The organism is Methylobacterium sp. TK31 (genome assembly GCF_055361545.1).
Genome location: NZ_CM143964.1, coordinates 539,798 through 564,520 on the forward strand (window position 1 = coordinate 539,798; position 24,723 = coordinate 564,520).

General features: G+C 68.8%; 16 protein-coding genes. 4 read left to right on the top strand and 12 right to left on the bottom strand.

Features of this window, described 5'->3' with window-relative positions; translation table 11 throughout:
* Positions 1-3: 3 nt before the first annotated feature.
* Positions 4-2,352, bottom strand: a complete 2,349-nt coding sequence (locus ACXJY8_RS02470) for an ATP-binding protein (protein WP_463775929.1) — start codon at positions 2,350-2,352, stop codon at positions 4-6.
* A 270-nt stretch (positions 2,353-2,622) separates the two neighbouring features.
* Between ACXJY8_RS02470 and ACXJY8_RS02475 the strand changes: the two genes are divergently transcribed.
* Positions 2,623-3,849 carry an acyl-CoA dehydrogenase family protein gene (locus ACXJY8_RS02475; protein WP_463775930.1) on the top strand — a complete coding sequence of 409 codons (1,227 nt, stop codon included), beginning with the start codon at positions 2,623-2,625 and terminating at the stop codon, positions 3,847-3,849.
* A 10-nt stretch (positions 3,850-3,859) separates the two neighbouring features.
* Here the strand turns inward: ACXJY8_RS02475 and ACXJY8_RS02480 are convergent, their stop codons facing one another.
* From ACXJY8_RS02480 to ACXJY8_RS02500, 5 genes are all read right to left on the bottom strand, one after another.
* Positions 3,860-6,286: an MASE4 domain-containing protein gene (locus tag ACXJY8_RS02480; protein WP_463775931.1), complete on the bottom strand. Its 2,427-nt coding sequence runs from the start codon at positions 6,284-6,286 to the stop codon at positions 3,860-3,862.
* Between the two features lie 294 nt (positions 6,287-6,580).
* Positions 6,581-7,894, bottom strand: coding sequence for a lysine N(6)-hydroxylase/L-ornithine N(5)-oxygenase family protein (locus ACXJY8_RS02485; RefSeq protein ID WP_463775932.1), 1,314 nt, complete (start codon positions 7,892-7,894; stop codon positions 6,581-6,583).
* A complete protein-coding gene (locus ACXJY8_RS02490) occupies positions 7,891-9,762 on the bottom strand; it encodes an IucA/IucC family protein (protein ID WP_463775933.1) in 1,872 nt (623 codons plus the stop codon). The genes ACXJY8_RS02485 and ACXJY8_RS02490 overlap by 4 nt, the downstream gene beginning before the upstream one ends.
* A complete protein-coding gene (locus tag ACXJY8_RS02495; RefSeq protein WP_463775934.1) occupies positions 9,759-10,856 on the bottom strand; it encodes a GNAT family N-acetyltransferase in 1,098 nt (365 codons plus the stop codon). The genes ACXJY8_RS02490 and ACXJY8_RS02495 overlap by 4 nt, the downstream gene beginning before the upstream one ends.
* Positions 10,853-12,664: an IucA/IucC family protein gene (locus ACXJY8_RS02500; protein ID WP_463775935.1), complete on the bottom strand. Its 1,812-nt coding sequence runs from the start codon at positions 12,662-12,664 to the stop codon at positions 10,853-10,855. Before ACXJY8_RS02500 ends, ACXJY8_RS02495 begins: the two co-directional genes overlap by 4 nt.
* Before the next feature lie 155 nt (positions 12,665-12,819).
* On the opposite strand from ACXJY8_RS02500, the gene ACXJY8_RS02505 reads away from it, so the two are divergent.
* Positions 12,820-14,109, top strand: a complete 1,290-nt coding sequence (locus ACXJY8_RS02505) for an MFS transporter (protein WP_463775936.1) — start codon at positions 12,820-12,822, stop codon at positions 14,107-14,109.
* Here the strand turns inward: ACXJY8_RS02505 and ACXJY8_RS02510 are convergent.
* From ACXJY8_RS02510 to ACXJY8_RS02520, 3 genes are read right to left on the bottom strand one after another with little or no spacing between them, the layout of a single operon-like run.
* Complete coding sequence (locus ACXJY8_RS02510) at positions 13,998-15,227, bottom strand: MFS transporter (RefSeq protein WP_463775937.1); 1,230 nt, start codon at positions 15,225-15,227, stop codon at positions 13,998-14,000. The genes ACXJY8_RS02505 and ACXJY8_RS02510 overlap by 112 nt on opposite strands.
* Positions 15,224-15,586, bottom strand: a complete 363-nt coding sequence (locus ACXJY8_RS02515) for a hypothetical protein (protein ID WP_463775938.1) — start codon at positions 15,584-15,586, stop codon at positions 15,224-15,226. The genes ACXJY8_RS02510 and ACXJY8_RS02515 overlap by 4 nt, the downstream gene beginning before the upstream one ends.
* 4 nt (positions 15,587-15,590) lie before the next feature.
* Positions 15,591-17,810, bottom strand: coding sequence for a TonB-dependent receptor (locus ACXJY8_RS02520; protein WP_463775939.1), 2,220 nt, complete (start codon positions 17,808-17,810; stop codon positions 15,591-15,593).
* 399 nt (positions 17,811-18,209) lie between these two features.
* Between ACXJY8_RS02520 and ACXJY8_RS02525 the strand changes: the two genes are divergently transcribed.
* Positions 18,210-19,046, top strand: coding sequence for a helix-turn-helix transcriptional regulator (locus ACXJY8_RS02525; RefSeq protein ID WP_463775940.1), 837 nt, complete (start codon positions 18,210-18,212; stop codon positions 19,044-19,046).
* A 30-nt stretch (positions 19,047-19,076) separates the two neighbouring features.
* Here ACXJY8_RS02525 and ACXJY8_RS02530 read toward each other — a convergent pair whose 3' ends face one another.
* Positions 19,077-20,345, bottom strand: coding sequence for an MFS transporter (locus ACXJY8_RS02530; protein WP_463775941.1), 1,269 nt, complete (start codon positions 20,343-20,345; stop codon positions 19,077-19,079).
* Positions 20,346-20,825: 480 nt separating this feature from the next.
* Between ACXJY8_RS02530 and ACXJY8_RS02535 the strand changes: the two genes are divergently transcribed.
* The gene (locus tag ACXJY8_RS02535) at positions 20,826-21,092 is read left to right on the top strand and encodes a hypothetical protein (RefSeq protein WP_463775942.1); all 267 of its coding nucleotides are present in this window, start codon (positions 20,826-20,828) and stop codon (positions 21,090-21,092) included.
* Between the two features lie 659 nt (positions 21,093-21,751).
* Here the strand turns inward: ACXJY8_RS02535 and ACXJY8_RS02540 are convergent.
* Both ACXJY8_RS02540 and ACXJY8_RS02545 read right to left on the bottom strand, forming a co-directional pair.
* Positions 21,752-23,593, bottom strand: a complete 1,842-nt coding sequence (locus ACXJY8_RS02540; RefSeq protein WP_463775943.1) for a TniQ family protein — start codon at positions 23,591-23,593, stop codon at positions 21,752-21,754.
* A complete protein-coding gene (locus ACXJY8_RS02545; RefSeq protein WP_463775944.1) occupies positions 23,590-24,723 on the bottom strand; it encodes an ATP-binding protein in 1,134 nt (377 codons plus the stop codon). Before ACXJY8_RS02545 ends, ACXJY8_RS02540 begins: the two co-directional genes overlap by 4 nt.

The window sequence follows — 24,723 nt, forward strand, 5'->3', positions numbered from 1 at the left end:
GGGTCAGCGCGCTTCCCTCGGAGTCCGCGGCGACCGGGCCCGGGTCGCGGCATTCGGGTTCGGGACCGCCGTCGGGGTCGGCAGCGTGAAGTAGAAGGTCGCCCCGGCGCCGACCGTGCCCTCGGCCCAGGTGCGGCCGCCGTGGCGCTCGACGATGCGCCGGACGTTCGCGAGACCGATGCCGGTGCCCTCGAACTCCTCGACGCGGTGCAGGCGCTGGAACACCCCGAACAGCTTGTCCACGTAGGCCATGTCGAAGCCGACGCCGTTGTCGCGCACGAAGAACACGGCCTGCTCGGCGCCCTCGCCGTCCTGAGCCCGGCCGGCCCCGTGCCCGTCCAGGCGGCCGATCTCGATGACCGCCTCCGCCCGGTCGCGGGTATACTTGACGGCGTTCGAGAGCAGGTTCTCGATCACCAGCCGCAGCATCATCGGGTCGGCCTTCACCCGGCCGAGGGCCCCGATCGTCCAGCGGATCGCCCGCTCGGGCGGGACCTCGCGCAGGACCGAGCGGCGGACCTCCTCGACCATGGCGTTGAGGTCGCCCGCCACGGGGTTCAGGGCATTGCGGCCCATCTGCGAGAAGCGCAGCAGGTTGTCCACGAGGGTGCCCGCCGAGAAGGCCGCCTCGATGATCGTGTTGATGTAGTGCCGGCCCTTGTCGGAGAGGCGGTCGCCTTCGCGTGAGCGCAGCAGTTCGGAATACCCGACGATGTGCCGGAAGGGCGCCCGGAGGTCGTGGCTGACCGAGTAGGAGAACGCCTCGAGCTCCTTGTTCGAACGCTGCAGCTCCTCGCTCAGGGAGGCGAGTTCCTCGGCGCGCCGGAGCACGATGCCGAGCACGGAAGCGCGCAGATCCTTCACCGACTCGGTTTCCGCCCGCGACCAGGGCAGGGCGCGGTTCTGCAGCGTCTCCTTCCAGATCGCGAAGGATTGCCGCGGATGCAGCCGCTCCGGGCCGCCGGCCGGATCGGGGACCGCCGCCTTGGTCGGATCGCCGCCCCACTTCACCGTACGCACCACCTCGGGCCGGAACCAGAGCACGTAGCTGGCATATTTTTGCGAGATCGAGATCGCCAGGAGACCGCTCGCCCGTTCGGCGAAGGCGCGGGCGGGGGGATAGGCCTCGCTCAGTGCATCGGTGGCGACGAGGTCGGCGCCGCCAGGACCGCTGGAGAGCCACTGGTAGATCCCCCGCACCTCGGCTTCCCGCGGCGTCGCGCCGAGGAGCCGGCAGCTGTCGGAGGTGATCACCGCCGCGCCGGAGGCCCCGGCCAGGGCCAGGACGTCGTCGGGATGGTTCAGCAAGCCGTCGAGGAAGTTCTCCTCTTCCGCCATGAAGCCGAGGAGCCGAGCCTGGATTGCGCCGAGGCGCAGGCGCTGTTCCGCCTCGGCACCCCGCTCCTTGGCGGCGAGCTGAAGCGCGAAGATCCGGGTGAGGAAGTCGCAGGCGTTGCGGGCCTGCAGTGGCACCCGCCGGGCCTCGGCATTGTGGCAGGAGATCAGTCCCCAGAGGGCGCCGTCGACCAGGATCGACACCGACATCGACGCCATCGTGCCCATGTTGCGCATGTACTCGACATGCACCGGCGAGACGCTGCGGAGGATCGACTGGCTGAGATCGAGGGGCTCAGCGTCCTCGCCGTCCTCGCGCAGGATCGGCACCGGCCGGTATCCGGCATCGGGGATGATGCGCAGGCGGTTGCGCCGGTAGAGCTCACGGGCCTGGACCGGGATGTCGGTCGCCGGAAACCGCAGGTCGAGATAGGAGGGCAGGGCGCCGTTGCCGTCCTCGGCGATGACGGTGCCGTGCCAGTCCCGGTCGAAGCGGTAGACCAGGGCGCGGTCGAAGCCGGTGATGTGGCGGATGTCGACGGCCACGAGGTGGCAGAGCTCGGCGACGGAGGCGGCGTCGTTAAGGCCCTCGACGAAGCGGCTGAGCCGCGGATAGAGCGCGTCCAGGCTGTGGTCTGAGGCGAAGACGCTCGCCACCGCCTCGAATTCCAGGATGGTGAGCGCGCCCGAACGGTGGACCGCGAGGTCGTAGGTGCGCGCCCCCTCCGGCGTCGCCAGCGTCACGGTGCGCAGGTACTGCGCCCCGTCCCGGCCGGTTTCCGTCAGCCCCTCCGGCAGGAGGCCGTCGAGTTCCGGGAACACCGCGTCGCAGCGCCGGCCGAGGCAGGCCTCGGCGCCCCCGGGGACATTGGCGCTGGCCTGGACGATCCGCCCGTCCGAATCCCGGAGGCCGAGGAGGAAGCCGTGCGGCTGGAGCGTACCGAGGCGATGGATCGGCTCCCGATCGCAGACGGTCAGCGCTTCGGCGGGCGTCGAGCCCGTGTCCAACCCCTGCATGCCCAATCCCAAACCACCCGCTCCCGTCCTGATTGTCCCCGCCCTGCGCATCATATCGCGGTTGGTTACGCGGATCGAACGGGCTGCGCAACGCGACCTGAAGCGCCACGTTGCCGACGCGCTCGCGAGAAATCCAGCATCGCGCTCCATCGCCAGAACCGGCAGATTCCGGTCGATGTCCCGTTCCGGTCGACTTCCTGCGCGTCCGCTCTAGCTTTCCGCAGACGCGGCTCCGTCCGATCGGGCCGGGTCGACGACAGGGGGGACGTCATGGCGAAGCGCGAGCGCAGGCAATCCGTCCCGCCGGAACTCCTGAGCCCCTGGCGCACCGATGCACGGGCGCGGCTGCAGGCCGAGGCGCGCGCCTTCGCCCGGGACGTGGTGATGCCCCTGGCGGACGAGCTCGACCCGCAGAAGGCCGAGATGCCGCGCAGCCTCATCGACCAGATGGCCGCCAAGGGCTGGTTCGGCATCACCATCCCGGCCGAGCAGGGCGGCCTCGGCCTCGGTGTGTTCGAATATTGCCTCGTCTCCGAGGAACTCGCCCGAGCCTGGCTCTCGGTGGGCAGCATCCTGGCGCGGGGCCAGGGCCTCGGCACCCAGACCCTCGATCCGGAGCGCCGGAAAATCCTCCTGGAGAAGTCGGCGAAGGGACAGTGGATCGGCGGCATCGCCCTCTCGGAGCCGACCGCCGGCTCGGATCTCGCCGGCGTCCAGACCCGGGCGGTGCGCGAGGGCGACACCTGGGTGCTGACCGGGACCAAGCGCTGGGCGGGCTTCGCCAAGGCCGCCGACTTCGTCGAGGTCCTGGCCCGCACCCGCGACCCGGAGCCGGGCGAGCCCCGCTCGGCCGGGCTCGAACCCTTCCTCGTGGTCAAGCAGCCCGGCACCTTCCCGCCCGGGATGACCGGCCGGGTGATCGATAAGATCGGCTATCACGGCTTCCTGACCTTCGAGCTCGACCTCGACGGCGTGCGGGTTCCGGAGAGCGACCGCCTCACCGGCCTCTACGGCGACCAGGGGGCGGACGCGGATTCCGGCGGCTTCGCCTCGGTCCAGCGCGGCCTCAACATCGCCCGGGTCCACACAGCGGCGCGGGCGGTCGGGGTCGCCCGGGCGGCCCTCGAGGATTGCCAGGCCTACCTGCAGGAGCGCGAGCAGTTCGGCCATCCGATCGGCGACTTCCAGGCCCTGCGCTTCGCCCTCGCCGACATGGCCGCCGACGTCGCCCAGGCCCGCGCCTTCTGGAACCAGGTGGCGCACCTACTCGATGCCGGCGAGCCGGCCGAGAGCGAGTCGGCCATGGTCAAGCTGGTGGCCACCGAGATGGCGGTGCGGGTCACCAACCAGGCGATGCAGCTCCATGGCGGCAACGGCTACACCACCGAGCGGCGGGTCGAGCGCTACTGGCGCGATGCGCGGCTGACCACGATCTTCGAGGGGACGAGCGAGATCCAGCGCCGGATCATCAGCGACCGGATGCTGCCGAAGCCCTGATGCGCGCCCCTCAGCGCCCGCCCATGACGACCCGCAGCTTGTCGGCGAGATCCTCGCGCCGATAGGGCTTGCTCAAGAGCGGCAGGTCGACGGGCACGCCCTGCTCGCCGAGGGCCGATCCGGTATAGCCCGACGCGAGGAGCACCCGCAGACCGGCGCGCAGGGCACGCGCGTGGGTCGCGAGCTCGACGCCGTTCATGCCCCCGGGCATGACCACGTCGGAGAACAGGATGTCGATGCGCTCGGGCCCCTTCAGGCGCTCCAGCGCCTCGGCCGCATGGGTAGCGGTGAGAGTCCGGTAGCCGAGTTCCGACAGGCTCTCGACCGCCATCTCCAGGACCGCCGCCTCGTCCTCGACCACCAGGACGACCTCGCCCTCGGCGGCCCGGCGCAGGGGCAGGAGCGCGTCCGCCCGCGAGGCCTGAACCAGCGGTTCGGCCGAGCGCGGCAGGTCGATCGTGATCGTGGTGCCCTGGCCCGGCCCGCTCGCGACCCGGACCTGTCCGCCGCCCTGGCGGGCGAAGCCGTAGACCTGGCTCAGGCCGAGGCCGGTGCCCTTGCCGACGTCCTTGGTGGTGAAGAACGGCTCGAACGCCCGGGCGGCGGTGGCCGCATCCATGCCGAGGCCGGTATCGCTGACGGAGACGCGCACGTAGTCGCCGGGCGTCAGGTCGGGCCAGGCCGCGCGACGTTCCGGAGTCAGGGCGAGGTTCTCGGTCCGGATCGTCAGGGTGCCGCCGCCCGGCATGGCGTCGCGGGCATTGACCGCGAGGTTGAGGATGGCGCTCTCGAACTGGCCGGGGTCGAGGCGGACGGGATCGAGGGCCGCGTCGAGGTCGAGGACGACGCCGACGGTCTCGCCGACCGCCCGTTGCAGCAGGCCCTGGAAATTCTTGAGCAGGTGATTGGGATTCACCGTCTCCGGCCGTAATACTTGCCGACGCGAGAACGAGAGCAGCTTCTCGGTGACTTCGGCCCCGCGCCGGGCCGCCGTCATCGCCGAGGTCGCCAGCCGTTCCACCCGCTGAGCGTTGTCCGGCCGGCGCACGATCATGTCGAGATTGCCGACGATGACCGTGAGGAGGTTGTTGAAGTCGTGGGCGACGCCGCCGGTGAGCTGGCCGATCGCCTCCATCTTCTGCGCCTGGCTCAGGCGCTGCTCGGCCTCGCGCCGGTCTGTGGTGTCGATCACCACGCCGGCCATGAGGGCGGGCGCACCGTCCGCGTCTCGGTAGAGCCGGCCGCGAACGTCGATCCAGCGCTCGGCGCCGTCGCCCGAGCGCACGATGCGGCACTCGAAGCGCAGAACGTCCTCGATCTGCGCCCGGGCGACCGCGCCCTCCGCGCCGGGCCGGTCCTCCGCGACGACATGGGCGAGGAAGTCGGCGAGGCCCCAGCGGGGCAGCAGGCTGTCATAGCCGAAGATCCGGTCGTGGCGCAGGTTGCGCACCGCTTCGCCGGTCGTCAGGTCGAGGGTCCAGTTGCCCATGTCGGCCGCATCGAGGGCCACCGCGACCTTGTCGCGGGCGATCTTCAGTTCCGCCCGCTGGTGCTCGCTCCGGAGTGCGGCCGCCTCGGCGGCGGCGTAGAGGCCGTCGACCTGGCGCAGGTAGACGGCCAGGACGACGATGCCGGCCGCCAGCGCCTCCAGCCGCCCGGCGAACCAGCCGACGGTGCCGCGGGCGGCTCCCGGCAGGGTGATCAGGTTGTCGAAGACGAGGAGCAGCAGCGAGACGGCGAGCCAGAGCTGCAGCACGCTGCGCAGACGCGTGCGCCAGCACAGGGTGGCGAGGGCCGCCACCGTCAGGAGCACCACGGTCGGGCCGATGCCCGACGTGGTGAGCAGCCAGTAATTGTCGCCCTCGACGCTGCGCGGCAGGTAGTCGACGTAGTCCGTGACGATCCAGGTCAGCGCGGCGACGGCGAGGGTCACCGCCAGCGCGGTGAGGAGGCCCGTCGTCCCGACGCGGGAGCGCGGCACGAGGCGCGGGCGCCGGTCGCCTTCCATGATCGCGTAGGGCAGGGCGAAGAGCGGCGGGCCGACGTGCCACAGGGTCCAGAGCCAGGTGGTGGTGCCCGGACCGGAGCCGACGAGACGCCCGGGACCGAACACCCCGGGAAAGCTCAGGAGCTGGACCGTGACGATCTGCGCGGTGAAGAGGCTGCCCGCGGCCAGCACCAGGAGCGGCACCGAGCGGGTGCGCCGGTATTGCGCGAAGAACAGGTAGGTGGTGACGGCATAGACCGTGATCAGCGCGGCCTGATAGCTCGGCACGAAGCCCGGCATCGCCCCGATGGGCTCGGTCACGATCGGCAACAGCGCGAGCGTGAGCAACCCGAACGCGGCCGCCACGGCGATCGCGAATCGCCTCTGCGGCCGGGTCGTCCCGGCATCCGCGAAGGTGGAGAGGCCTGGACCGCCAGCGATTTCCGGCACGATGTGGCTCCCGGCCGCGCGCGGAGGGCGGGTCGCCCGGACGACAGGACCAAGCCCGGTCTAGCACCATCCGTCTTGGGGCGACACGCTTCGTCCGACTTCGGAGGTCCTGGCAGGAACGGAATGATCCGTGGCGTGGCGACGGGGCGACACCGGGCCGTTGCTCCTTGGTGAGCGGGTCGATGCCGCCGGGCCGCGAGCCAGGCCGGGCCACAACGCCCATCGACGACCCCGGTCCGGAGTACGGGAAAACGCTCCCGACGCCCCGGGAGGGAACGGGTCCGTTGGCTCCCGTCAGCGGCAGCCTTTCCGTGCCTGGATGCCGCCTTCGCGCGGAAGGGTCGACCAGGTGAGAGGCGAGGATGACGGCTCGGTCTCATAGACGATGCGGCCCGCTAGGGCGTTGACGATCACGCCGCTGCGCCAAGCCATGAGACTGAGCTGCGGCTCCGCGATCCCGTGGCTGAGGAGACCCGCATTCAGGACGAAGATCCGGTGGGCGGCCGGTCCGTCCCAGGCGACCGAGAAGTCGGCGCCGATCTCCGGGCGGCCCTCCGCGTCCAGGACGAGGCGCGCCCGGATCGGATCGAGGCAGGAAGGCAGGGCATAACGATAGCCGGTGGCCAGAACGACGAGTTCGGCATGGCTCACCTCGATGCGCCCGTCGAAGCCGTTGCGCATGAGGAGACGGTAACCGCCGCTAGCGCGCTCGACGTCGAGCACCTCGCGATGCGGCATCAGGCGGGTCGCGATCGGTTGGCCGGCGAGGTGGCGCAGGACGTAGAGGCGACGGTAGATCGCCTGCAGGGTCGAGGCCGAGATGCCGTCGCCCGCGAGCTTCTGGCGCGCCACCGTGGACCGTCGGCGCGGGTCCGGCAGTTCGTGGAAGCGCTCCACGTAGCCGGGCGTGAACAGCTCGTTGGTGAAGGGTGTCGCGTCGATCGGCTGGAAATTCGGGCGCCGGCTGATCCAGTCGATGGAAGCCGGGGCATCCGTGCCGCGATTCAGCAGGGCGAGCACGATCTCGGCCCCGCTCTGGCCCCCGCCGATCACCGCTACCCGCCGGCCGGCGGTGCGCTCGAGGATCGGGGCCGCCTGGGCGCTGTGGATGTGGTCGCGCGCGTCGAGCTTCTGCGCGAAGAAGGGCAGGTTGGGCTGCAGGCCGATGCCGAGGGCGAGGTTCCGGGCGTGGATGTCCGTGCGGGCGCCCTCGAGCCGGAAGCTGCGATCCTCGAAGCGGACCGCCTCGATCGTGGTCCCGAAATGCAGGGAATCCAGGCGGGCGGCGACCCAGGCGAGGTACTGCGCGAATTCCTGGCGCGGCACGGCCTCGAACTCCGCATTGAGGAATTCGTAGAAGCGCTTCTGCGCCACGAGGTAGGCGAGGAAGCTCCAGGGGCTCGTCGGGTTCACCGCGGTGACGAGATCCTTCAGGAAGGAGGTCTGCAGCGCGACGTCGGGAAGCATCATGCCCGGGTGCCAGTCAAAGGCGGGGGCTCGGTCGAAGAACTGTGCGTCGAGGTCATCGACCGCGTCGAGTTGAGCCGCCAGGCTCAGGTTGAACGGGCCGATGCCGATGCCAGCGAGATCGAGCGGCTGTTCCGTCATGATGCGCGGGATCCTACGTGATGGGCTGCCTGGAGAACGGCACGGGGACGGGCTAACGCCGCCGTCTCCGCGCGATGCAGGGGATTGATCAGGTCGGTGCCGAGGCCCGGGACCGGCCGCGAACCGGAATCGCCATAACCGATGGCGAGGCGGACGCGGTTGATGCAGATCCGTGGCACCGTCGGCGCGAACAGGTCGAACAGGCGGAAGCGCTGGTCGAGGTCGGGACGGCGCGCCTGGTAGCGGCGCAGGGACCGGGCCAGAGCACCGTAGAAGACGATCTCGGGTACCCCGTTCCACCCCAGGAGCGCATCGGAAACGAAGCGCAGCAGGCTGGCGAAGTGGCCGGTCTGTAGGTGCTGGAGCAGGTGGGCCGGCGGGCGGCGCAGGAGCGTCTCCCGCACCCCCTTGGGCAGGTCGTCCGCTTCTGGGAAATTCTGGTCGACGAGGTCCGCATCCCCCTGAAAATCCTTCACGGCCATCCCGCATGGCGCGCCGTCCCGCAGGATCAGGGTCACGTTCTGGCCGTGGGCGATGAAGCCGACGCCGTAGCGGCAGAGGAAGTGGTAGAGCGGCACGGCAACGTGATCGAAGAGACGCTCCAACCACGCCTCGGCAGGCAGGCCCGAGCGGTCGATCAGCGCGCCGATCACGGGGCGGCCCTCGGCATCGGCTTTGTGGAGCGCACCCATCATCATCGCGGAGGTGCCTGGCTTGAGGTGTCCCTCGACGCTGTCGCGCCAGATCACGCCCAGCATTTCGCGGTATTGGTACGGGGCGTCGGCGATGCGCTCGTAGACCGGGTGCGGATAGAAGGCGCCGGCCCGCTCGCGCAGGATCACGGTGCCGGCGAGCGTGGGATCCGAGGCGGCCTTCCGCGCCAGCCAGCCCGAGAAGGCCGGGCCGGTGGCCATGTATTTGCCCGGCACCCCGCGCCAGGCGGAGGTGTTGAGGATGGTGAGCGCGAGCTTCACGTCGAGACGGCCGTCCGCCTCCACGCTGGCGAGGGTGCGCAGGGATTGCTGGGGGCGATAGGCCCGGCCGAACGCACCGAGGGGAACGATACGCCGGGCCGCGACCTCGCCGGCGAAGTGGAACGCGATCCGGTTCTGCCACTGCCATGGGTGGACCGGCATCAGCAGGTGCGTCGTCGGATCGACGCCGCGGGCGCGGCAGGTTTCCGCGAGGCGCGCCCGCTGGTCGGCATCGAGGGCATCGGCGAGCAGGTCGCCTTCGCCGAGACCGGGCTCCAGGCTCAGGCGGCAGGCGGCGCGGTCGGCCGCGATCCAGTAGAGCCGGATGTGGGGCTGAAATTCCGGCGCGTAGGCTTCGAAGTCGGACAGCCCCCAGCCAATTCGGCCCTTGCTCGCCGGCGCCTTCGGATGGCCGTCGAGATAGGCCTGCAGGATGCTGTCGCTCAGAGTCAGGAGGGCCGGCGCCGACATCGTCCTGCCGATCGCAGCGATGCGGGCATCGGCTGCCAGCGTGCTCAGCACCTCCGCGATGTAGGTGCACAAGGTTGGAGGCTCGATTCCCAGAACCCGGCTGGCATCGACCAGGAATCCCGCGGCGTCGCCGGCCGGGCTCGCAAGATCGCCGACGACGCGGAACAGGCTGGCGGGATCGATCGCGAGGTTGCCCCAGATCCTGCGCTCGGCAGCGAACCTGTAGGCAATGCCGTCGTCGAGGCGCAGCAGCCACTGCGTGTCCTCGCGGTCCGTCGGCTCCGGCGCGAGCGCTTCCTCGAAGGCGAGTTCGGCGATCGTCTTGGCGATGAGCGCCCGGTTCAGCGCGAGCCAGAGGGGCGCGGTCACCGGCGTCCCACCCGGCAGCGGCCCCGCGCTCACGGCGGCAGGGGCCGCGCTCACAGGGGGACCTCGCGGAAGAAGCGCTCGCGCTCGCAGCAGACCAGGGCCGCCCGCTTATGAGGGAAGTCGAACTCCTTCACCTTCTCGTAGGCCGCATCCGCGCAGTAGCTCAACATCTTGCGATGCGAGGCCCGGGGCTCCCCCAGGATCCGCCGCGTGCGCGGCTCGTCGAGAAACAGGTAGTGCGTAACGGCCTTGAACCAGGCCAGGGTCTTGGGACGGCCGAGATGGTCGGCGTTGCCGATGAGGCCATGCCAGCCGCGGTCGAAATCCTCCGCCTCGTAATAAGGGCCGAGGCGGTCCTCCTTGGTCCAGTAGAACTCGAAATAGCCCACCGGCACATCGTCGAAGCAGCCGATCACCCCGAACAGGTGCGGATCGGCCTCCTGGTCGGCGAGGTAGCGGTCGAGGTCCGCCTCGCTCTGCGCCAGTTCCCAGTAATAGGCGACACGCGGCTGATTCATCCAGTTGTGGAACACAGCGAGGTCGCGCCGCCGGTCGATGGTCCGGAAGGACAGGGTCGTGCCGAGGTGCGACAGCCAGCGCCGGTATAGCACCCCGTTCGGCTGCGGCGGCCGCAGCGGTGGCAGCCGATCCTCCGGTCCGATCTGCGATCGGAGCAGCGGATAGGCGGCCCGTATCCCCGGTGCCAGCCAGAGCAGGGGCAGTTGGTGGAAGTGTGCGCGCGCGACCACGGCGTCGGGCGCCGCGGCCCCCGGTTCCGACCGGATCTCGGACGCGAGGGCGAGCAGGGCTGGAGCGCCGCCGAGGCCGGCGACGCGCAGCTGCCGCGCCGACGGGCAGCGCTGGAACGCCGCCTCGATCAGGCAGGCGACGTGCGCCGCGTCGGCGGGATGCCGTCCCTCCGGACGGACCAGCGTCAGGATCGCCTCATCGGAACCGGCAAGCGTGCAAAGATCCGCCTCCGCCACCGCCTCGGCGCCCCGTGCCGCCCGGAGCCGAGCCATATGCGCGTCGCGCGGCAGGCTCTCGATCGCGAGCGGCTCGCCGGCGACGGGCCAATGCCGGCTCGTTCCGGTCCAGCCGTCGAGGGGAGTACCGGCGAAGCCGTCGATGCGGGCCCGCAGGGTCATGGGCGGACTCCCGCCGCGCGTGTGGCCGAGACCGCGGGGGCCAGGGGGTTCGTCAGGTCGACATAGTGCGCCAGGGGGTCGGTCACGTCGGTGTTCTCGTTGATGTTGCGAAAGCAGATCATGAAGTTGCCCTTGCTCCAGAGGGTCGGGCCGTCGAGGAGGACGCGCAGGCAGGTCTTGTCCCGGAGGTCCTTGCGCGCGAGCGCTTCGACGCGGTGCCGAAGGCGGCCCGTGAGCGTGGCTTCGTCGGCGAGCCTCGCGACGGAGATCGCGGCGATCACCGCGAAGACGCTGTTGACCACGAGATAATAGGCCAAGATCCGCGCGGCCTCGGTCGCGCCGAAGAGGTGACCGGCCTCGAGGTCGAGCCCCGGACCGGCCGCGCGGAGGGCGGGCAGGAATTCGCGCACGTAGCCCGTACCCTGACAGTCGCGGAAGGCGGCGTCCGTCGGCCAGCCGTCCGCGAGGCCGAGGACGAGGTTCTGCTGGTGCGCCCCGAACAGGAGCCCGAGGTCGCACTGCATCTCGAGGATCGGCTCCACCGCCACGTCGAGGAAGCGCTCGAACCAGCATAGGGCCACCGGTTCGGCCCGGCGCCCCGCCGCCTCGGCGATCCGCAGGATCGTCTCGGCGAGCGCGCTGCCCCGTCCATCGGGATAGACCTCGCACAGGGCGGCGAGCACCGCCGCCGGGCTCTGCGCGGCGCCCCGATAGGGATTGTCCCGCAGCGCCACGATGGTCTGCGGCAGCAACGCCCCGTCGGCCCGGCGCAGGGCAAGGTAGGCCGGTTCGCCGAGGATGCGGAACCGGGGCCAGCGCGCGGCGATCTCCGCCCCCAGCGGCCCCTGCAGGAGCCCATCGACCACGAGGCCGCGCTCGCATTCGACCCCCTTGATGAGGCGGAACGAATTGGTGAGCCGCAGGCTCAGCGAGTGCTTGAGCATGAAGCGGGCATGCGGCGCGTAGAGGCTCCGCAGGGAGGTGGTCGCGTACCAATCGGTTCCGGCAGCGCCGTGATCGCGCAGGCGCCCGGAGCGGAACAGGGCGTCGATCTCGGGATCGAGGGCGAGCCGCGATGCTTGCCAGGGATGCATCGGCAGGAGGACCCGGCCCTCGGCAGCGGCGAGGATCTGCCGGTCGAGGCTCGGATCCTCCGCGGCGAGGCCCGCGCTGAGGGTCGCGGCTGCGGCCTCGCGCGACGAGCCCCCGACCACCGCCTCCGGTTCGGCCGACCACCAGCGGAGAGGGAAGCCGCGCGCGTATTCGGGTGCGAAGGCGCGGGAATCGTCCGGTGTGAACTCGTCCCGGCTGCGCGGCGTCGGATGGACCGAATGGCCGAAGCGCAGGGCCTGCTCGGCTTCGAGGAAGGTCGGATCGCGATCCGGAAAAGGGCAGCGCACGGGTCCGCGGGCGAGGACATCCTCGACCTGAGCCAGGCTCTGGAACAGGCGGCGCAGGAAGGTGGGCGCGGCCTCCGGCGCCGGCGCCCCGACGATGGACGGCTCGGCGGCGATCGCCGCGGCGACGTCCGAGAAGGCCATGACGCGGGGCGGGGTGCCGACGCGATGCTCGCGGAACGGCAGTCGGAAGACGTGCTGGCCGACGCAGGAGAGATGGACGACCGCGATCTCGACCGCGGATGCCCGGCTCGGGAGCGGGATACGCACCATGCAGACCGCCCCGGCAGCCTCGGGTCCGGTCGCGGCGAGCAGGGACCAGCCGGTCCATTCCCGCATCAAACTGTTGAGGAAGCTGCGGGCCGAGACCTGACAAGCAAGATCGAAGAACGTGACATCGATTGCGACCATGCTCCCCCCTTCATTCAGTTATCTTCGGCAATAAACCAAGATTTTATAGATCGCAAGACGCGCCATGAACTATGTAATTGTTCTATTTCTATAAGTCAGATCTTGAATTCGCTCCAATTTTATAGGTAGATGTCGCATCGACGACGAGGGCCTTCATGATTTCAGTGGATGCGCGCACTGCGGCGCACGGCCCGGTGACGCGATTGGCGCTCGCTGCGGCGGCGGTGGGTTTCGGCCAGTCCGCGATCCTCACCCTGGTGCCGGTGACCGCGGCGCGGACCGGCCTGGATCCGGCCGCGATCGGCGGCGTCGCCCTGCTCGGATCGGTCGTCTTCGTGGTCTGCGCACCGGGCTGGGGGACGTTCGGAGGCGACTGGCGCCTCCGCCGGCTGTTCGGGAGCCTCGCCGCCCTGATGGTGCTCGGGCACTTGCTGTTCGGCCTGGCGCTGATCCTTCCCGGCCTGTCCGGAACGGGGGCCCTCGTCCTCCTCGCCGCGGCACGGGTCGCCTATGGGGCGGGCGCGGCCGGAGTGATGCCGCACGCGCAGGCCGCCCTGGTGCAGGCCGTGCCGGAGGATGCGCAGCCGACCGCCCTCGGCCGTCTCGGGGCGGGACTCTCGATGGGCCGCATCCTCGGCTCGCTGGCGATGTCCGCCGGGATGTTCGGAGCGCTCGCCCCCCTGGCGATCCTCGTTGCCAGCCCGCTCCTGCTGCTCGCTGCGCCGGACCTCGCCCCGGGGCGGACATCGACCTCGCAGCCGGCGAGGCCCGGCGGCGTCCTGCGCGGGGCCCTGCCGCTCCTCGCCATCGCCTTCGCTCTGACCTTCGGCCTCGGGCAGATCCAGATCGTGCTCGGCCTGTTCCTGCAGCAGCGTTTCGGCTTCGCGCCGGAGGCCGCCGCGGGCCTCGCCGGGGCGACCTTCGCCCTCGTCGCGGTGACGATGATCCTGACGCAGCTCCTCGTGGTGCCGCGCCTCGGGCGCGACCTGCGACGCAACCTGTGCCTCGGGCTCCTGGGCTTTTCCGGCGGCGCCGCCCTGATCGCCGGCGCGCCCGCGCTCGAAATCGCGATGCTGGGCACGGCCGTGGCGGGCGCGGGGATCGCCCTGGCGACGCCGACCTATACCGCCGCCCTCGTCAGCCGGGTACCGGAACCGACTCAGGCCGTCGCGGCGGGATGGCTCGCGAGCGTGCACGTCCTCGGGCAGGGCGTCGGGGCGCTCTGCGGCGGAGCGGCGTTCCGGATCGCGCCGGCACTGCCGTTCTGGACCGGCGCGGCGCTGAGTCTCCTCCTGGTCCTCGGCGCCATGCGCCTGCCCGGACAACGCGGCAGTCATGATTCCGCCCCGGGGCGACCGGCCACGCCGTCCTTGCCGAGCAACCGCATTGTGGCCACCGTCGCGACGCCCGAGAGCAGCGTGGCGAGCCCGAACAGGGCGCCGTAGCCGAGAAGGTCCGCGAGCTTGCCCGAGATCAGCGAACCGACGAGGTAGACCACCAGCTGGGCACAGGCGAGGATCGTGAAGTCGGTGCCGGGCTGGTCGGTGGAAGAGACCGCCATGAACAGGCTGTAGAGGGCCACGATCTCCATGTATCGGATCAGCGTCTGGAACCCCGCCGCGCCGAAGAGCGGCCACAGGCCCACCACCGCGCCGAGGGCATGGGCGGTGAACAGCGCGAAGCAGAGGGTGCGCAGGCCGCCGAGGAGGCCGAGGGTCGCGGCCGTGCCGTAACGGCGGACCAGCAGCGCGGCGATCCCCGAGCCCGCGAGTCCCGCCGTCATGGCCGAGGCGCCGGAGAGGTAGCCGATCTGAGTCAGCGGCACGCCCGCATCGACGAGGTAGGGCCCCTCCATCGCCTTCACGAGGCCTTCGCTGACCCGGTAGGTGAGGGCGACCCACAGGATCGTGCGCACCTCCGGGCGGGCGAGAAAGGCGCGGATCGACGGGCGCGGGGTGGTAGTCGCCGCAGGGGCCCCCTCCCGCATGGCGAAGGCGGCGGCGAGGGGCACCAGCGAGAACGCAGCCGCCGAGAGCAGCATGCCGGTCCAGCCGACATGGTGGTACAGCACCAGGCTCAGGGTGCCGCCGACCACGACCCCGAGGGCGACGGAGCCGCCCTGGATGGCGTTGCCCACGGCGCGGTCCTCGGGCCGGAGGCGGGTGACGGCGTAGCCGTCGGTGGCGATGTCCTGGGTTGCGATCAGCAGGGAGGCGACGAAGCCCACGGCGACGAGGCCCGGCACCTCGGTAGGGCCGAGCGGGATCATCGCCAGGATGCAGCCGATGACGCCGATCTGGGTCGCCACGATCCATCCGGCCCGGTGTGCGCGCGCGAAGGGGCGCACGCGGTCGACCATCGGCGCCCAGAGGAACTTCAGGACCAGCGGCAGGAACAGCAGGCTGAGGTAGCCGATGGCCGCGCGCGAGACACCGGCCTCTCGCAGGATCGGCGGCAGCGCGGCGGCGATGAGGTAGGACGGGATCGCCTGCGCCATGTAGAGGGCAGCGAGCACGCCGAGGAGCGAGAGGCGCGCGCGGCGCGCGGTCGGGGCGGCCCTCACGGGAGGTAATCCCGCGCCGCCAACCGGGCGGCGGTCTCGTCCGGCGCGATCGCGATCGGAAAGCGCCAGAGCCGGCGGAATACGTCGGCGCCCGCCTCGGTGAAGCTTGGCCGGACGATGACGAGTCCGCGGCAGAGCCGGTCGAGATCGGCCTTCGTCCGCTTGAACCACAGCGCCTGCGCGCGCTCGGAGGCGGCGGAGAGCTTGCCGATGCCGCCGAGCACCAGGATCAGCGCGAAGGGCGAGGCATGCGCCCCGACCCGGTCGAGCGCTGCGAGATAGGCCCTCTCGTCGCCCGGCTCCGCCGGTCCGAGATAGCGCAGGACGACGAGGTCGTCCGTCTCCTCCAGGGCGACCATCGGATCAGAAGGTCTTGCGGTAGCCGACCGTGACGGTCCGGCCGAGCCCGTAGACGGTCAGGTTGCGCACCGAGGTCGCGGTCGGGTTCCAGTAGGTGGCGTCGAGGAGGTTGTCGACGGAGGCGTAGAGTTCGCCGCCCGCCAGGGGCGCGCCGATGGCGGCATTCACCGTGAAGGCGTCCTTGAGCCGGTAGCGGGTGCCGGTGAGATCGATGCGGGCGTCGCGGCCGCTGAAGCCCTCGCCCTCCAGCCTGAAGCTCACGCCGTTCTCGAACAGGTAGGTGCCCGAGACCGTAGCCCGGAACGGAGCGCCGATCCGGTTGTTCGGCAGGTAGCTGTCGAGGCGGCCGTCCCGGTTGGTGTCGTAGCGGCCCTCGCGGTAGCCCAGCACGGTGCCGAGGTTCAGCCGCTCGGTGACCTGCGCGTTTCCGACGAACTCGGCGCCGTAGATCTCCTCCTTCTGCTGGCTCAGCCGGTTGGTCAGCGGGTCGAAGGTGGTGCCCTCGTCGGAGGTCGAGATGAAGCCGCCAAGGCTGCCGGAGAAGATGCCGCTGCGGCCGCGGATGCCGAAATCGTAGGAGTTCACGATCTGCGCCTGGGGCGCAATGCTCGAATAGGCGATGGTGGTGTTGCCCGGCAGGCAGGTCGGCCGCGTCAACGGGCAGGCATAGGCGAGCGACAGGCCGGCACGGCGCGTGAAGGCGCCGATATCGGCCAGTGCATAACCCTGGCTGAAGCCCGCATAGAGGTCGATGCCCGGAACGAGGAGGAAGGTGCCGCCCGCGTTGAAGGTCGGCGCCGAGTAGGAGAAGGTGCCGCCCGTGACGTTGATCGCCGGCAGCACGAAGGTGGAGAAGCCGAGGGCGTTGCGCGCCGCCGTCGCCGCGAAGGTCGTCGGCCGAGTGAATCCCGACACGTCGAGATCGAAGTGCTCGTAGCGCATGCCGCCGCGCAGGGTCAGGCGGTCGCCGACGGGCAGCTGCAGCAGTGCGAAGCCCGCGTAGCTGTTCTGCTGCAGGGGCGTGAACACGTCCGTGCCGTCACGCGCTCGCTGACGCGTCGTTTCGGAGATCACGTCGGAGCCCCAGGTCAGCTTCAGCCCGGGCAGCAGCGAGCCGAGATCCGTGTCGAAGGTGAGGTTGATGCCGCCCCGTTCGGTGGCGAGGGCCGTCTGATTGGAGAGGCTCGTCGGCGCGCTGGGGTTGAACGAGTACGTAACGAATGGGTTCGCCGGGTAGGAGAACTCCGAATAATTGAAGCGCTTGTTGATATCGTTGTAGAATCCCAGCAGCGATAGACTGCCCAGGGCCGTATCCCGGTCGGTATAGCGCAGAAAGAACGAGCGCGTGTCCTCCGTCACCGGCAGGCCCGGATAGGCTCGCGCGTAGTTTGGCCGGGCGAACGGCGCGCTGTAATCCGTGAGGTAGCGTGGGTCCTGGTTGAGCAGGATCTGGGTGAAGCCGAACTCGACGCGCTTGGCGAGATCGAAGTCGTAGCCGAGCCGGAGATTGACGTTGCCGAGCTGGAAGCGGTCGCTGCCGCCCTGGCCGAGCAGCCCGTCCGAGGCCATTTCACGCCCCTTGCCGTCATAGGTGCGCGCGGCGAAGCGCCCTGAGCCGGTGAAGGCGTAGTCGATCCCCTGCGGGACCTTGCCGGTCACGCTGACCGAGGTCTCGGGAGCGACGCCGTGGACGGGATCGGCCGTGAAGGTCCGCAACGCGGTATTCACGGTGACGATGGGAGCGCCGTCGGTGGGCCGGCGGGTGATGAAGTTGACCGTGCCGCCGGTGGCGCCGGCGCTGTAGAGGCTGGAGGCACCCGCCACCACCTCGATCCGGTCCACGGCGTTGAGATCGACGAGATTGAGGATGCGCGAGACGTCGCGCAGCGGCGTGTTCACCGGCACGCCGTCGACCAGAACCAGCAGGTTGCGGCCGCGGAAGGTCTCGGAGGCGCTCGAGATGGTGCCGTTGGGCGCGGAAAATCCCGGGATCAGCTTCGACAGGACGGCGGAGGGGCTCGACGTCAGGGCGAGTTGCTGGCGGATCTGCTCGCGGTCGACGACCTGGACGCTCTGCGGGACCTCCTCGATGCGCCGCGGCGCGCGGGTGGCCGTCACCGAGAGCTCGTCGAGGGCGACCTCCGAGGCAGCATTCTGCGCTTCCGACGGGCCGGCCAGTGCCGTCCCTGCCCCGAGAGCCACGGCGAAACGGAGGTACCGCATGATCGTTCGAACCCACTTCTATCCGTCCCGGGGGACGGCACGCATCGGACCTGCCCGGCCGATACCGCCGTGTAGAGGACACAAGAGGATCGCCGGACAAGCAGTTTAAAACGCATCTAATCTAGGTGCCGCACGTCAAAGTCTCATGATTCGGAAGTCAAAGGCGCGCAAACTCTCGACATTGCCCAGTGGCTCTAGCATGCTCACCACACCCTCGCTTGGACTCAGGCGAGCTCCGGTGCGGACTGCCGCGCAGAGCTTTCGAGCGGATGGAGCGATGACGATCGAACGGACCCCGGATAGGTGCGCGCTCCCGGCAGCCGGCACGGGACCGGCACGGTGAGGGCCTCTGCCGGCGACGCGGTCGGCAGCGCGTCCGCGCGTCGAATCGAGGGGGCGATGGCCGTCCCGTTCCAGGGGCGGACCGTGATCCGCCTCGACCCCGATCTCGGCATCGCCTCGGTGCTGGGGCCGTCCCAGAGCTGGCGCGACGACGGACCGGTCGAGCGCATCCTGCTGGTGCGTCCGGCGGTGGGGCGCCTGCAGGTCACGCAGGACGGGCGCACGCTCGCCTGCTGCTCGCGGGACGCGCTGCTCGTGGCGACGAGCCGGGGCGCCGTGTTCGATGCGATGGGCGTCGAGCGCATCGACGTCCTGGCGATCGCACGTCCCGGGCTCACGGGCCCGTTGGCCGGGCTCGAGACCGGCACCCTCCAGCGGATCAGCCGGGACCATCCGGGCCTGCAGACCCTGACCGTGTACGGCGCGAGCCTGCTGCGCGGGCTGATTCCGGTGGCGACCCCGGGGCTCGCCGACCTCGTGCGCGAGCACCTGGCTCAGTTGCTCGCCTTCATCGTGCTCGAGCCCGGCTGCGAGGCCGATGCCCCAGGGCCGAGCCGGCACACGATGCGGGTCCAGGCGCTGAAGGCCGAGGTCGAGCAGCGCCTCGGCAATCCGGACCTCAGTCTCGAGACCGTGGCACAGGCCCAGCGCATCTCCAGCCGCCAGGTCCAGGCGATGTTCCAGGCGGAGGGCGAGACCTTCTCGGGATTCGTCCTCGACCGACGCCTCAACCGCGCCATGCAGCGCCTCACCGATGCGGACGACACCCGCCCGGTGAGCGCGATCGCCTTCGATGTTGGGTTCGGAGACCTGTCCTACTTCAACCGGACCTTCCGCAAGCGCTTCGCCCTGACACCGTCCCAGGTCCGCCGGCTGGGCAGAGCCACCGGTTGAACGGTCTTGAGGCCGGTCGCAACTCCCGCGTTACCGCGCGCCGAACGTCCGTGCGGCGCGGGTGTAGATCAGGAACAGCACCGCGACGCCGAGGGCGACGAGGGTGGGGGCCACCGCGGCGGCCAGGGCTCCGGCCAGGGCCGAGCCGGCGACGTCGCCGAGATTCATCGCCGCCATGTAGATCTGGAACTGGGTGGCGGAGGCGCCGCCCGCGCGGCTGGCCAGGAGCACGGCCGGCAGCAGGGCGACGTAGAGCAGCGCCGGCACGACGTTGGCCAGCCCCAGGATGAAGGGGCCGGTCGCGGCCTCGAGCCCGGCCGCGATCAGTCCGCCGGCGCCGGCGAACGCCACGGCGCAGGCAAACAGCAGGGCACGCAGGGATTTTCCGGGGCCGATCCGGTCGACGGCGGCGCCGATGCCCACCGCACCGAGGGTTCCGCCCACGAGCGCCAGCAGGGCCTGCAGGCGCGAGAGGCCGCCCGCGTCCCAGCCATGGAGCTGCACGAGCGCGACGGCGAACGGCACCTGGAACAACGCGAGGGCGAAATCGATGGCGAAGCACATCGCCAGCAGGATCGCCGCGTCGCGGTTCCGGAAGGCGGCGGCGAGGCCACGCGCGAAGGAGATCGCCTCCGCCAGCCGCGACGGTCCGGCCCCGGGCGCGGCGGTGCGCCACCAGAGTGAGAGGACGCGGTCCTGCGGCGTCTCGCGCACCAGAACGGCCGCCAGGGCGGGCGGGGTGGTCAGGGCGAGCAGCGTTCCGGCCGCGGCCTGGAAACCTCCGGCGTCGAGAACCCAGGCGAAGATCGCGGTTCCGGTAGCACTTCCGATCACGAAACCCGCGCGCGTGCCAGCGCTGGTGCGTCCCAGTTCGCCCGCCGGCACGCTGCCGGCGATCAGGCGGTCGGTGGCGGTATCGGCGAGGGAAGCGCACAGACTGTGCAGGAGGAGCACGACGCTGACGGCCGTCAGACCCGGATGGGCGCCGAGGAGGAGCAGGCCGGCGAGGCTCGCCTGCGCGCCGGCCAGGGCGACGACAAGCCAGCGCCGGCGCGGCCCCATGCGGTCGGGCGTGGCACGATCGATCAGCGGACCCCAGAGCAGGGGCTGCAGCACCCAGGGCAGGCCGACGATCGCCAGGTGACGGCCGACCTCCGCCGTCGAGGCGCCCGCCGCGGCGAAGTGATTGGCCAGAGCCGTCAGGGCGAAGCCCGCGACGATCCCCTGGTAGAGGTAGAGCAGCGTGAACAGGGCGAGCCGCCAACGCGCATCCTGCAGGCTCGGCGGCCTCGCGGGCATCGATTCGATCCTCACCCGCCCCTGCAGCGTGCCGCGAAATCCCTTAGCCGAAGCGCCCGCAGGGCGTCACCCTCCGGCGGGGCGAGCGGCGGGCCGCAGGCCGGAAAGCCGCTGTCGATGGAGAAGCCGTCGCGGTCGGCGCGGGGCGTGCGGGGAGGGGGGACGCCCGCGGCGGCCTCGTTCTCGCCCCGGATGCCCTTCCGGTTCGCATCCCGAAAGCGGCACTCGGAGGAGGACCGTATCGCTTCGTCCCCGGCGACCCCGGAAAGACTTTCGCGAAGCCGATGATGACCATGCGCAAGATTTATTCATGATGCATCCAGACATACGCGAGGCGTCGTCCCGGAGCCGGAAGATTAATCCGGTTTCTCACGTGCCTGACCGCACGTCATGGCGGAGAACGAGGCCCCATATTGGGTTCAGGCAGATGAAACGAACCAAACACACCGGTTCGTACTGTAAAGGAGCTCGTTAGCCACAATGAAGACCCGTATCGCCGCCCTCGCCACCGCCCTCGTCCTTGGCGTTGCTCCGATCTCGTCCGCCATGGCTTTCGAAAGGCCGTCCCGCTACACCGGCTTCTCGCCCTACGACGTCGAGACGACCGGCTCGCTCGAGCTGCGCAGCGTCGCACCCCTGCGCAACCCCCAGTACTGCCCGATGAGCTCGGCCGCCGAGGGCAACGCCAACCAGCAGAACTTCCCCACCCAGCAATACGGCCAGACCTCGGGCGGAAACCGCTGCTGATCCGCGCCACAAGCGACAGGACAGACAACCGGCCAGACAGACAACCGGCAAGACAGACAGCCCAAGACAGACAACAGGAGAGAGAACCCGCCATGCTTCTGAGAGGCTTCTCCTACGCCATGGTCGCCGCCTTTGCCGGCGGCCTCGTCTACACCGTCGTCGGATCGGCCCAGGCCCTCCTCAACCTGTAAGCCCCGCCCGTTAGCCCCGGCACCCGCCCCACACCGACCCGCCCGGCCTCCGCCGCGGCGGGTTGCGTCGTGCCGCGGCGCAACGATGCCGTCGTGATCAACCGGGGCGAGCTCTCGGCTGTGCGGGGAGGCGGGCAGTGGCACGACGACCATCGCAGAGCGCCGGACGCGCGCCGAACAGACCTGGATTAACAGAAAATCCGAGCAGCGCTGGGCTGCTCGGATCTGCCGTGTTGCGGTCTTCTGTAGGATGAGGCATAAAATGAATTCTACGCAGAACGCAAGACATTGATCCTGCTTAGCTATTTATTGCGTCGCCAGCAATAGATAACGAAAGATGGTGATTCCTCTTCCATAAGATGCTGAAACTGGACGGGCTACATGCGCCTATCTACATTTTCTGAAGACGTAAAAAAGCTCTCGCAGATCGGGTCCGCGAGAGCTAGGATAAATTATCGGTGAGGAGTTTTAGAGCCGTTGAAGATCCGATCTTCGGTAGAACGCAGCGCCCACATCCTCGCGTCTGATGCACGGTTCGATACCAATCGATCCTAGACGCTTCTGGATTTTGAGGAAATGCATTCCCGTCGTCTCCATTGCCTCAAACAGGGTTGCGTACTCCCGTCGAAACTCGTCGAACGTTGTTTGCCTGACCACTTGGACGGGGCAGCGATTCAGCGGGCTGATTATTTCCTCGGCTCTCAGATACCCGCGGTCGATGAGTTTTCGTACAACTTTCGTCGACGTGCGCATCGTCTTCTCGATGGTCTTTGCGGTTAGCCATCCTTCCATGGAGCCGCGAATGATCGGTCGGATCTCAGACACGCGCACAAGAAGCGCTGCGAATCCATGGACGCCTGTGTGTCGACCAACCCACGAGAGCTTCTGATCGAGCACGAGGCGAACGATCTCGAGCATGGTGCAGCAGACCCGCCTCATCGCCTTTTGGATGTCGGCCATGTCCTTGTCGGGATCGTCGATCGGAACCGCGTCGATGAATATGAGCTTGAGAAACTCGTCTAGGTCACGGGGTCTGAACAGGTGGTCAAGATCCGGTCGCTTCGGAAACATGGGCTTGATGATGCCGGAGTCGACCAGAATCTTTGTCTGAATGCGCCCGGCACCGAGGTATGCCTCGATCTCGGTCATGAAGAGACCATCAACGGCGTCCGTTAGCGTCTGGGTTGCATTCGCAGCGTCGAAGGTCGCGTTGCCGTACGGAAGCTCCATCTGCTCCGTCGACAGGACCCCGGCGGCATGTAGAACTTTACGCAGACGTTTGGGGTGGACATTCATCTCCAAGGACGCCGAGCGCACCGAATGCAGGACGCGCCTCTCGATCGGCTTCTCAAAAATGATATCGCCGGGGCCAAAGGGCATGCGCTCGATCATAAAGTCCGACACGAGATCGCGGACAACATCGAAATCCGAATGCCGCGCGTTAAAGGCTAGGAACTTGAATAGTCTACCTAAGACGGCTTGCGGGCCTTCGGTGGCGCTACGTGAGTACGGATAAGTCCTGATGAGTTCCTTCATAAACTCCCGGACGCCGGCTTCGCCGCAACTCGCGATGCTATATCCGCTTTCTCCTGCCTCCGCTAACTCGCTCTCCGATAGCTTGTTCGCGAGCACTTCCCGACCGAAGCAGTCGACCATCCCGATGGCCTCACAAACCGCAATGCCGACATGGAGCGGCAGTCCGTCGAGCCATGGCGCCCTGCCGATCCTTCCTGCGAGCCGGCCTAGAACGTACATTTCGAGACCCGAGGGGGATCGACGCATAGCGCGGTCCGCCATCACTCCGAGGTTAGGCAGAAGAGGTCCGACAAGTTGTGCGAAATCGTGGCTCTTCGACGGGTCGGTGGTCCGGCCGGCGGTGATGATCTCCATGCCGTGGTTGGGGCAGGTGCGGATCGCGGCAATCGACCAGATCGTCCGTCCGTAGGCCATCGTTTCCGGTTTGGAAGCTCCAGCGCAATCTTCGAGGAGACACGCGGGACAGAAACGCGGAAGTGTCCTGAAGAGACTGCCCTTCGGAAAACGCTCACCCCGGAAGAGATGCCCTGCAGCTGCGCGCTGGAACGCTTCTGTGGCGAGGATGGCCGAATCAATGCCAGCTAGTTCTGCAAGAGCAGTGATAGCGTCAGGCTGCCCGTCAATGACTTTTTTAAATTCGATACCCATGTCGGCGCAGAAAGACCTCGCACCAGCGTTCCTGGGAAGGTGCAGTTGCGCCAACCGGGAGGCGAAAGAAGTCGCAGCCTCCCCCACCTGATGCGGTAGCGTGGGATACAGGTGCACGCGGTTCATTTCGTCTTGCTCGACTTCTTCGGCTTGCGTACGGCCGGTGGTCCGGATTTCGACGCTCTCGATGTCGTCGACTCGATGTCCGTGCGCGGGCGGTCCAGAACCTGACGCGGATCCGTTTCCCGCCACCCGGCCGTGAGGAATGGGTTTGTGGAGTTCGGGCACCCGCTTCGAGACCTGTAGACCTCGGCAAAATGGCTCGAGGAAAGCCTGTTTTTCCCATCACGGAGCGCTTCCTCGACGGCGTCGCATGCGATTTCCATCGCGATGCCTAGCGCGTAGTTCGAGGAGTGGATCAAACGCGCAGCCAGATCTTCGACGACCACGTGCTCGAGCTTGAGAGGAGTGATTTCGACAAGATCCTCCAGAGTGTCCGCTATCAAGTCGACGTCGCCCGGGATCGTCAGCCGCTGCAGTTCTACGAACTTGCAGCGCCGGTACACCTGACCGTCCGTGCGCAGGAAATCCGCGAGCTCGCAAGTTCCCGACAGAACGAGCAGCATCGGCCTGTCGCGATCCTGGATCAGACTTTTGATGGTGTTCAGGATGCGCGTCTTCTGATCGGAGTTCGCTGTCTGAGTGACGTGTTGCATTTCGTCGATATGGACGATGCGCACGCCCCGCACGTCGATCCGACGTCTGACATCCTCCCAGATCAGATGCTCTTTCCTATCGCGCTGAATGGGGTATCCCAGTGCCGGGAGCAGCCTGCGCCCGAGCTGCATCAGAGTGCAGGGCGAAGGCGCGACGATCGAGACGAGCACACCTTCCACATTCTCGCGACGCTGCCTGAACAAACGCTGGAGCGAACGGGACTTGCCGGCGCCAGTCTCACCGGTCAGGACCAGGATCCTCCCTTCGGGTTTGTCGGCCTCCTCGTCCACATCGTAGTCGTCCGTGAATTGATCGCACTCGACGTTCCAAGCATCGACATTCCACGAAGATGTCTCGATGTTTGGAACGGGCACAAGTCCCACGACGTCGAGCAGACGGTCGAACGTGGTGGTGAGGAGGTCGTACGTGGGCGACGGCAGGAACATCCGCCGCACGCCGCGCAACAGCTTGTCGATTGGGACCGCAGACATCGGCCTGTCGGTCAGCACGTCAGCGGGGAAGGCGACTTCGCTACCCAC

What these genes read in the sequence shown, in the direction of transcription:
- ACXJY8_RS02470 (WP_463775929.1), bottom strand. Translation starts at nt 2,352, where the DNA reads ATGCAGGGGTTGGACACGGGCTCGACGCCCGCCGAAGCGCTGACCGTC.
- ACXJY8_RS02475 (WP_463775930.1), top strand. Translation starts at nt 2,623, where the DNA reads ATGGCGAAGCGCGAGCGCAGGCAATCCGTCCCGCCGGAACTCCTGAGC.
- ACXJY8_RS02485 (WP_463775932.1), bottom strand. Translation starts at nt 7,894, where the DNA reads ATGACGGAACAGCCGCTCGATCTCGCTGGCATCGGCATCGGCCCGTTC.
- ACXJY8_RS02495 (WP_463775934.1), bottom strand. Translation starts at nt 10,856, where the DNA reads ATGACCCTGCGGGCCCGCATCGACGGCTTCGCCGGTACTCCCCTCGAC.
- ACXJY8_RS02500 (WP_463775935.1), bottom strand. Translation starts at nt 12,664, where the DNA reads ATGGTCGCAATCGATGTCACGTTCTTCGATCTTGCTTGTCAGGTCTCG.
- ACXJY8_RS02505 (WP_463775936.1), top strand. Translation starts at nt 12,820, where the DNA reads ATGATTTCAGTGGATGCGCGCACTGCGGCGCACGGCCCGGTGACGCGA.
- ACXJY8_RS02515 (WP_463775938.1), bottom strand. Translation starts at nt 15,586, where the DNA reads ATGGTCGCCCTGGAGGAGACGGACGACCTCGTCGTCCTGCGCTATCTC.
- ACXJY8_RS02520 (WP_463775939.1), bottom strand. Translation starts at nt 17,810, where the DNA reads ATGCGGTACCTCCGTTTCGCCGTGGCTCTCGGGGCAGGGACGGCACTG.
- ACXJY8_RS02525 (WP_463775940.1), top strand. Translation starts at nt 18,210, where the DNA reads ATGGCCGTCCCGTTCCAGGGGCGGACCGTGATCCGCCTCGACCCCGAT.
- ACXJY8_RS02530 (WP_463775941.1), bottom strand. Translation starts at nt 20,345, where the DNA reads ATGCCCGCGAGGCCGCCGAGCCTGCAGGATGCGCGTTGGCGGCTCGCC.
- ACXJY8_RS02535 (WP_463775942.1), top strand. Translation starts at nt 20,826, where the DNA reads ATGAAGACCCGTATCGCCGCCCTCGCCACCGCCCTCGTCCTTGGCGTT.
- ACXJY8_RS02540 (WP_463775943.1), bottom strand. Translation starts at nt 23,593, where the DNA reads ATGAACCGCGTGCACCTGTATCCCACGCTACCGCATCAGGTGGGGGAG.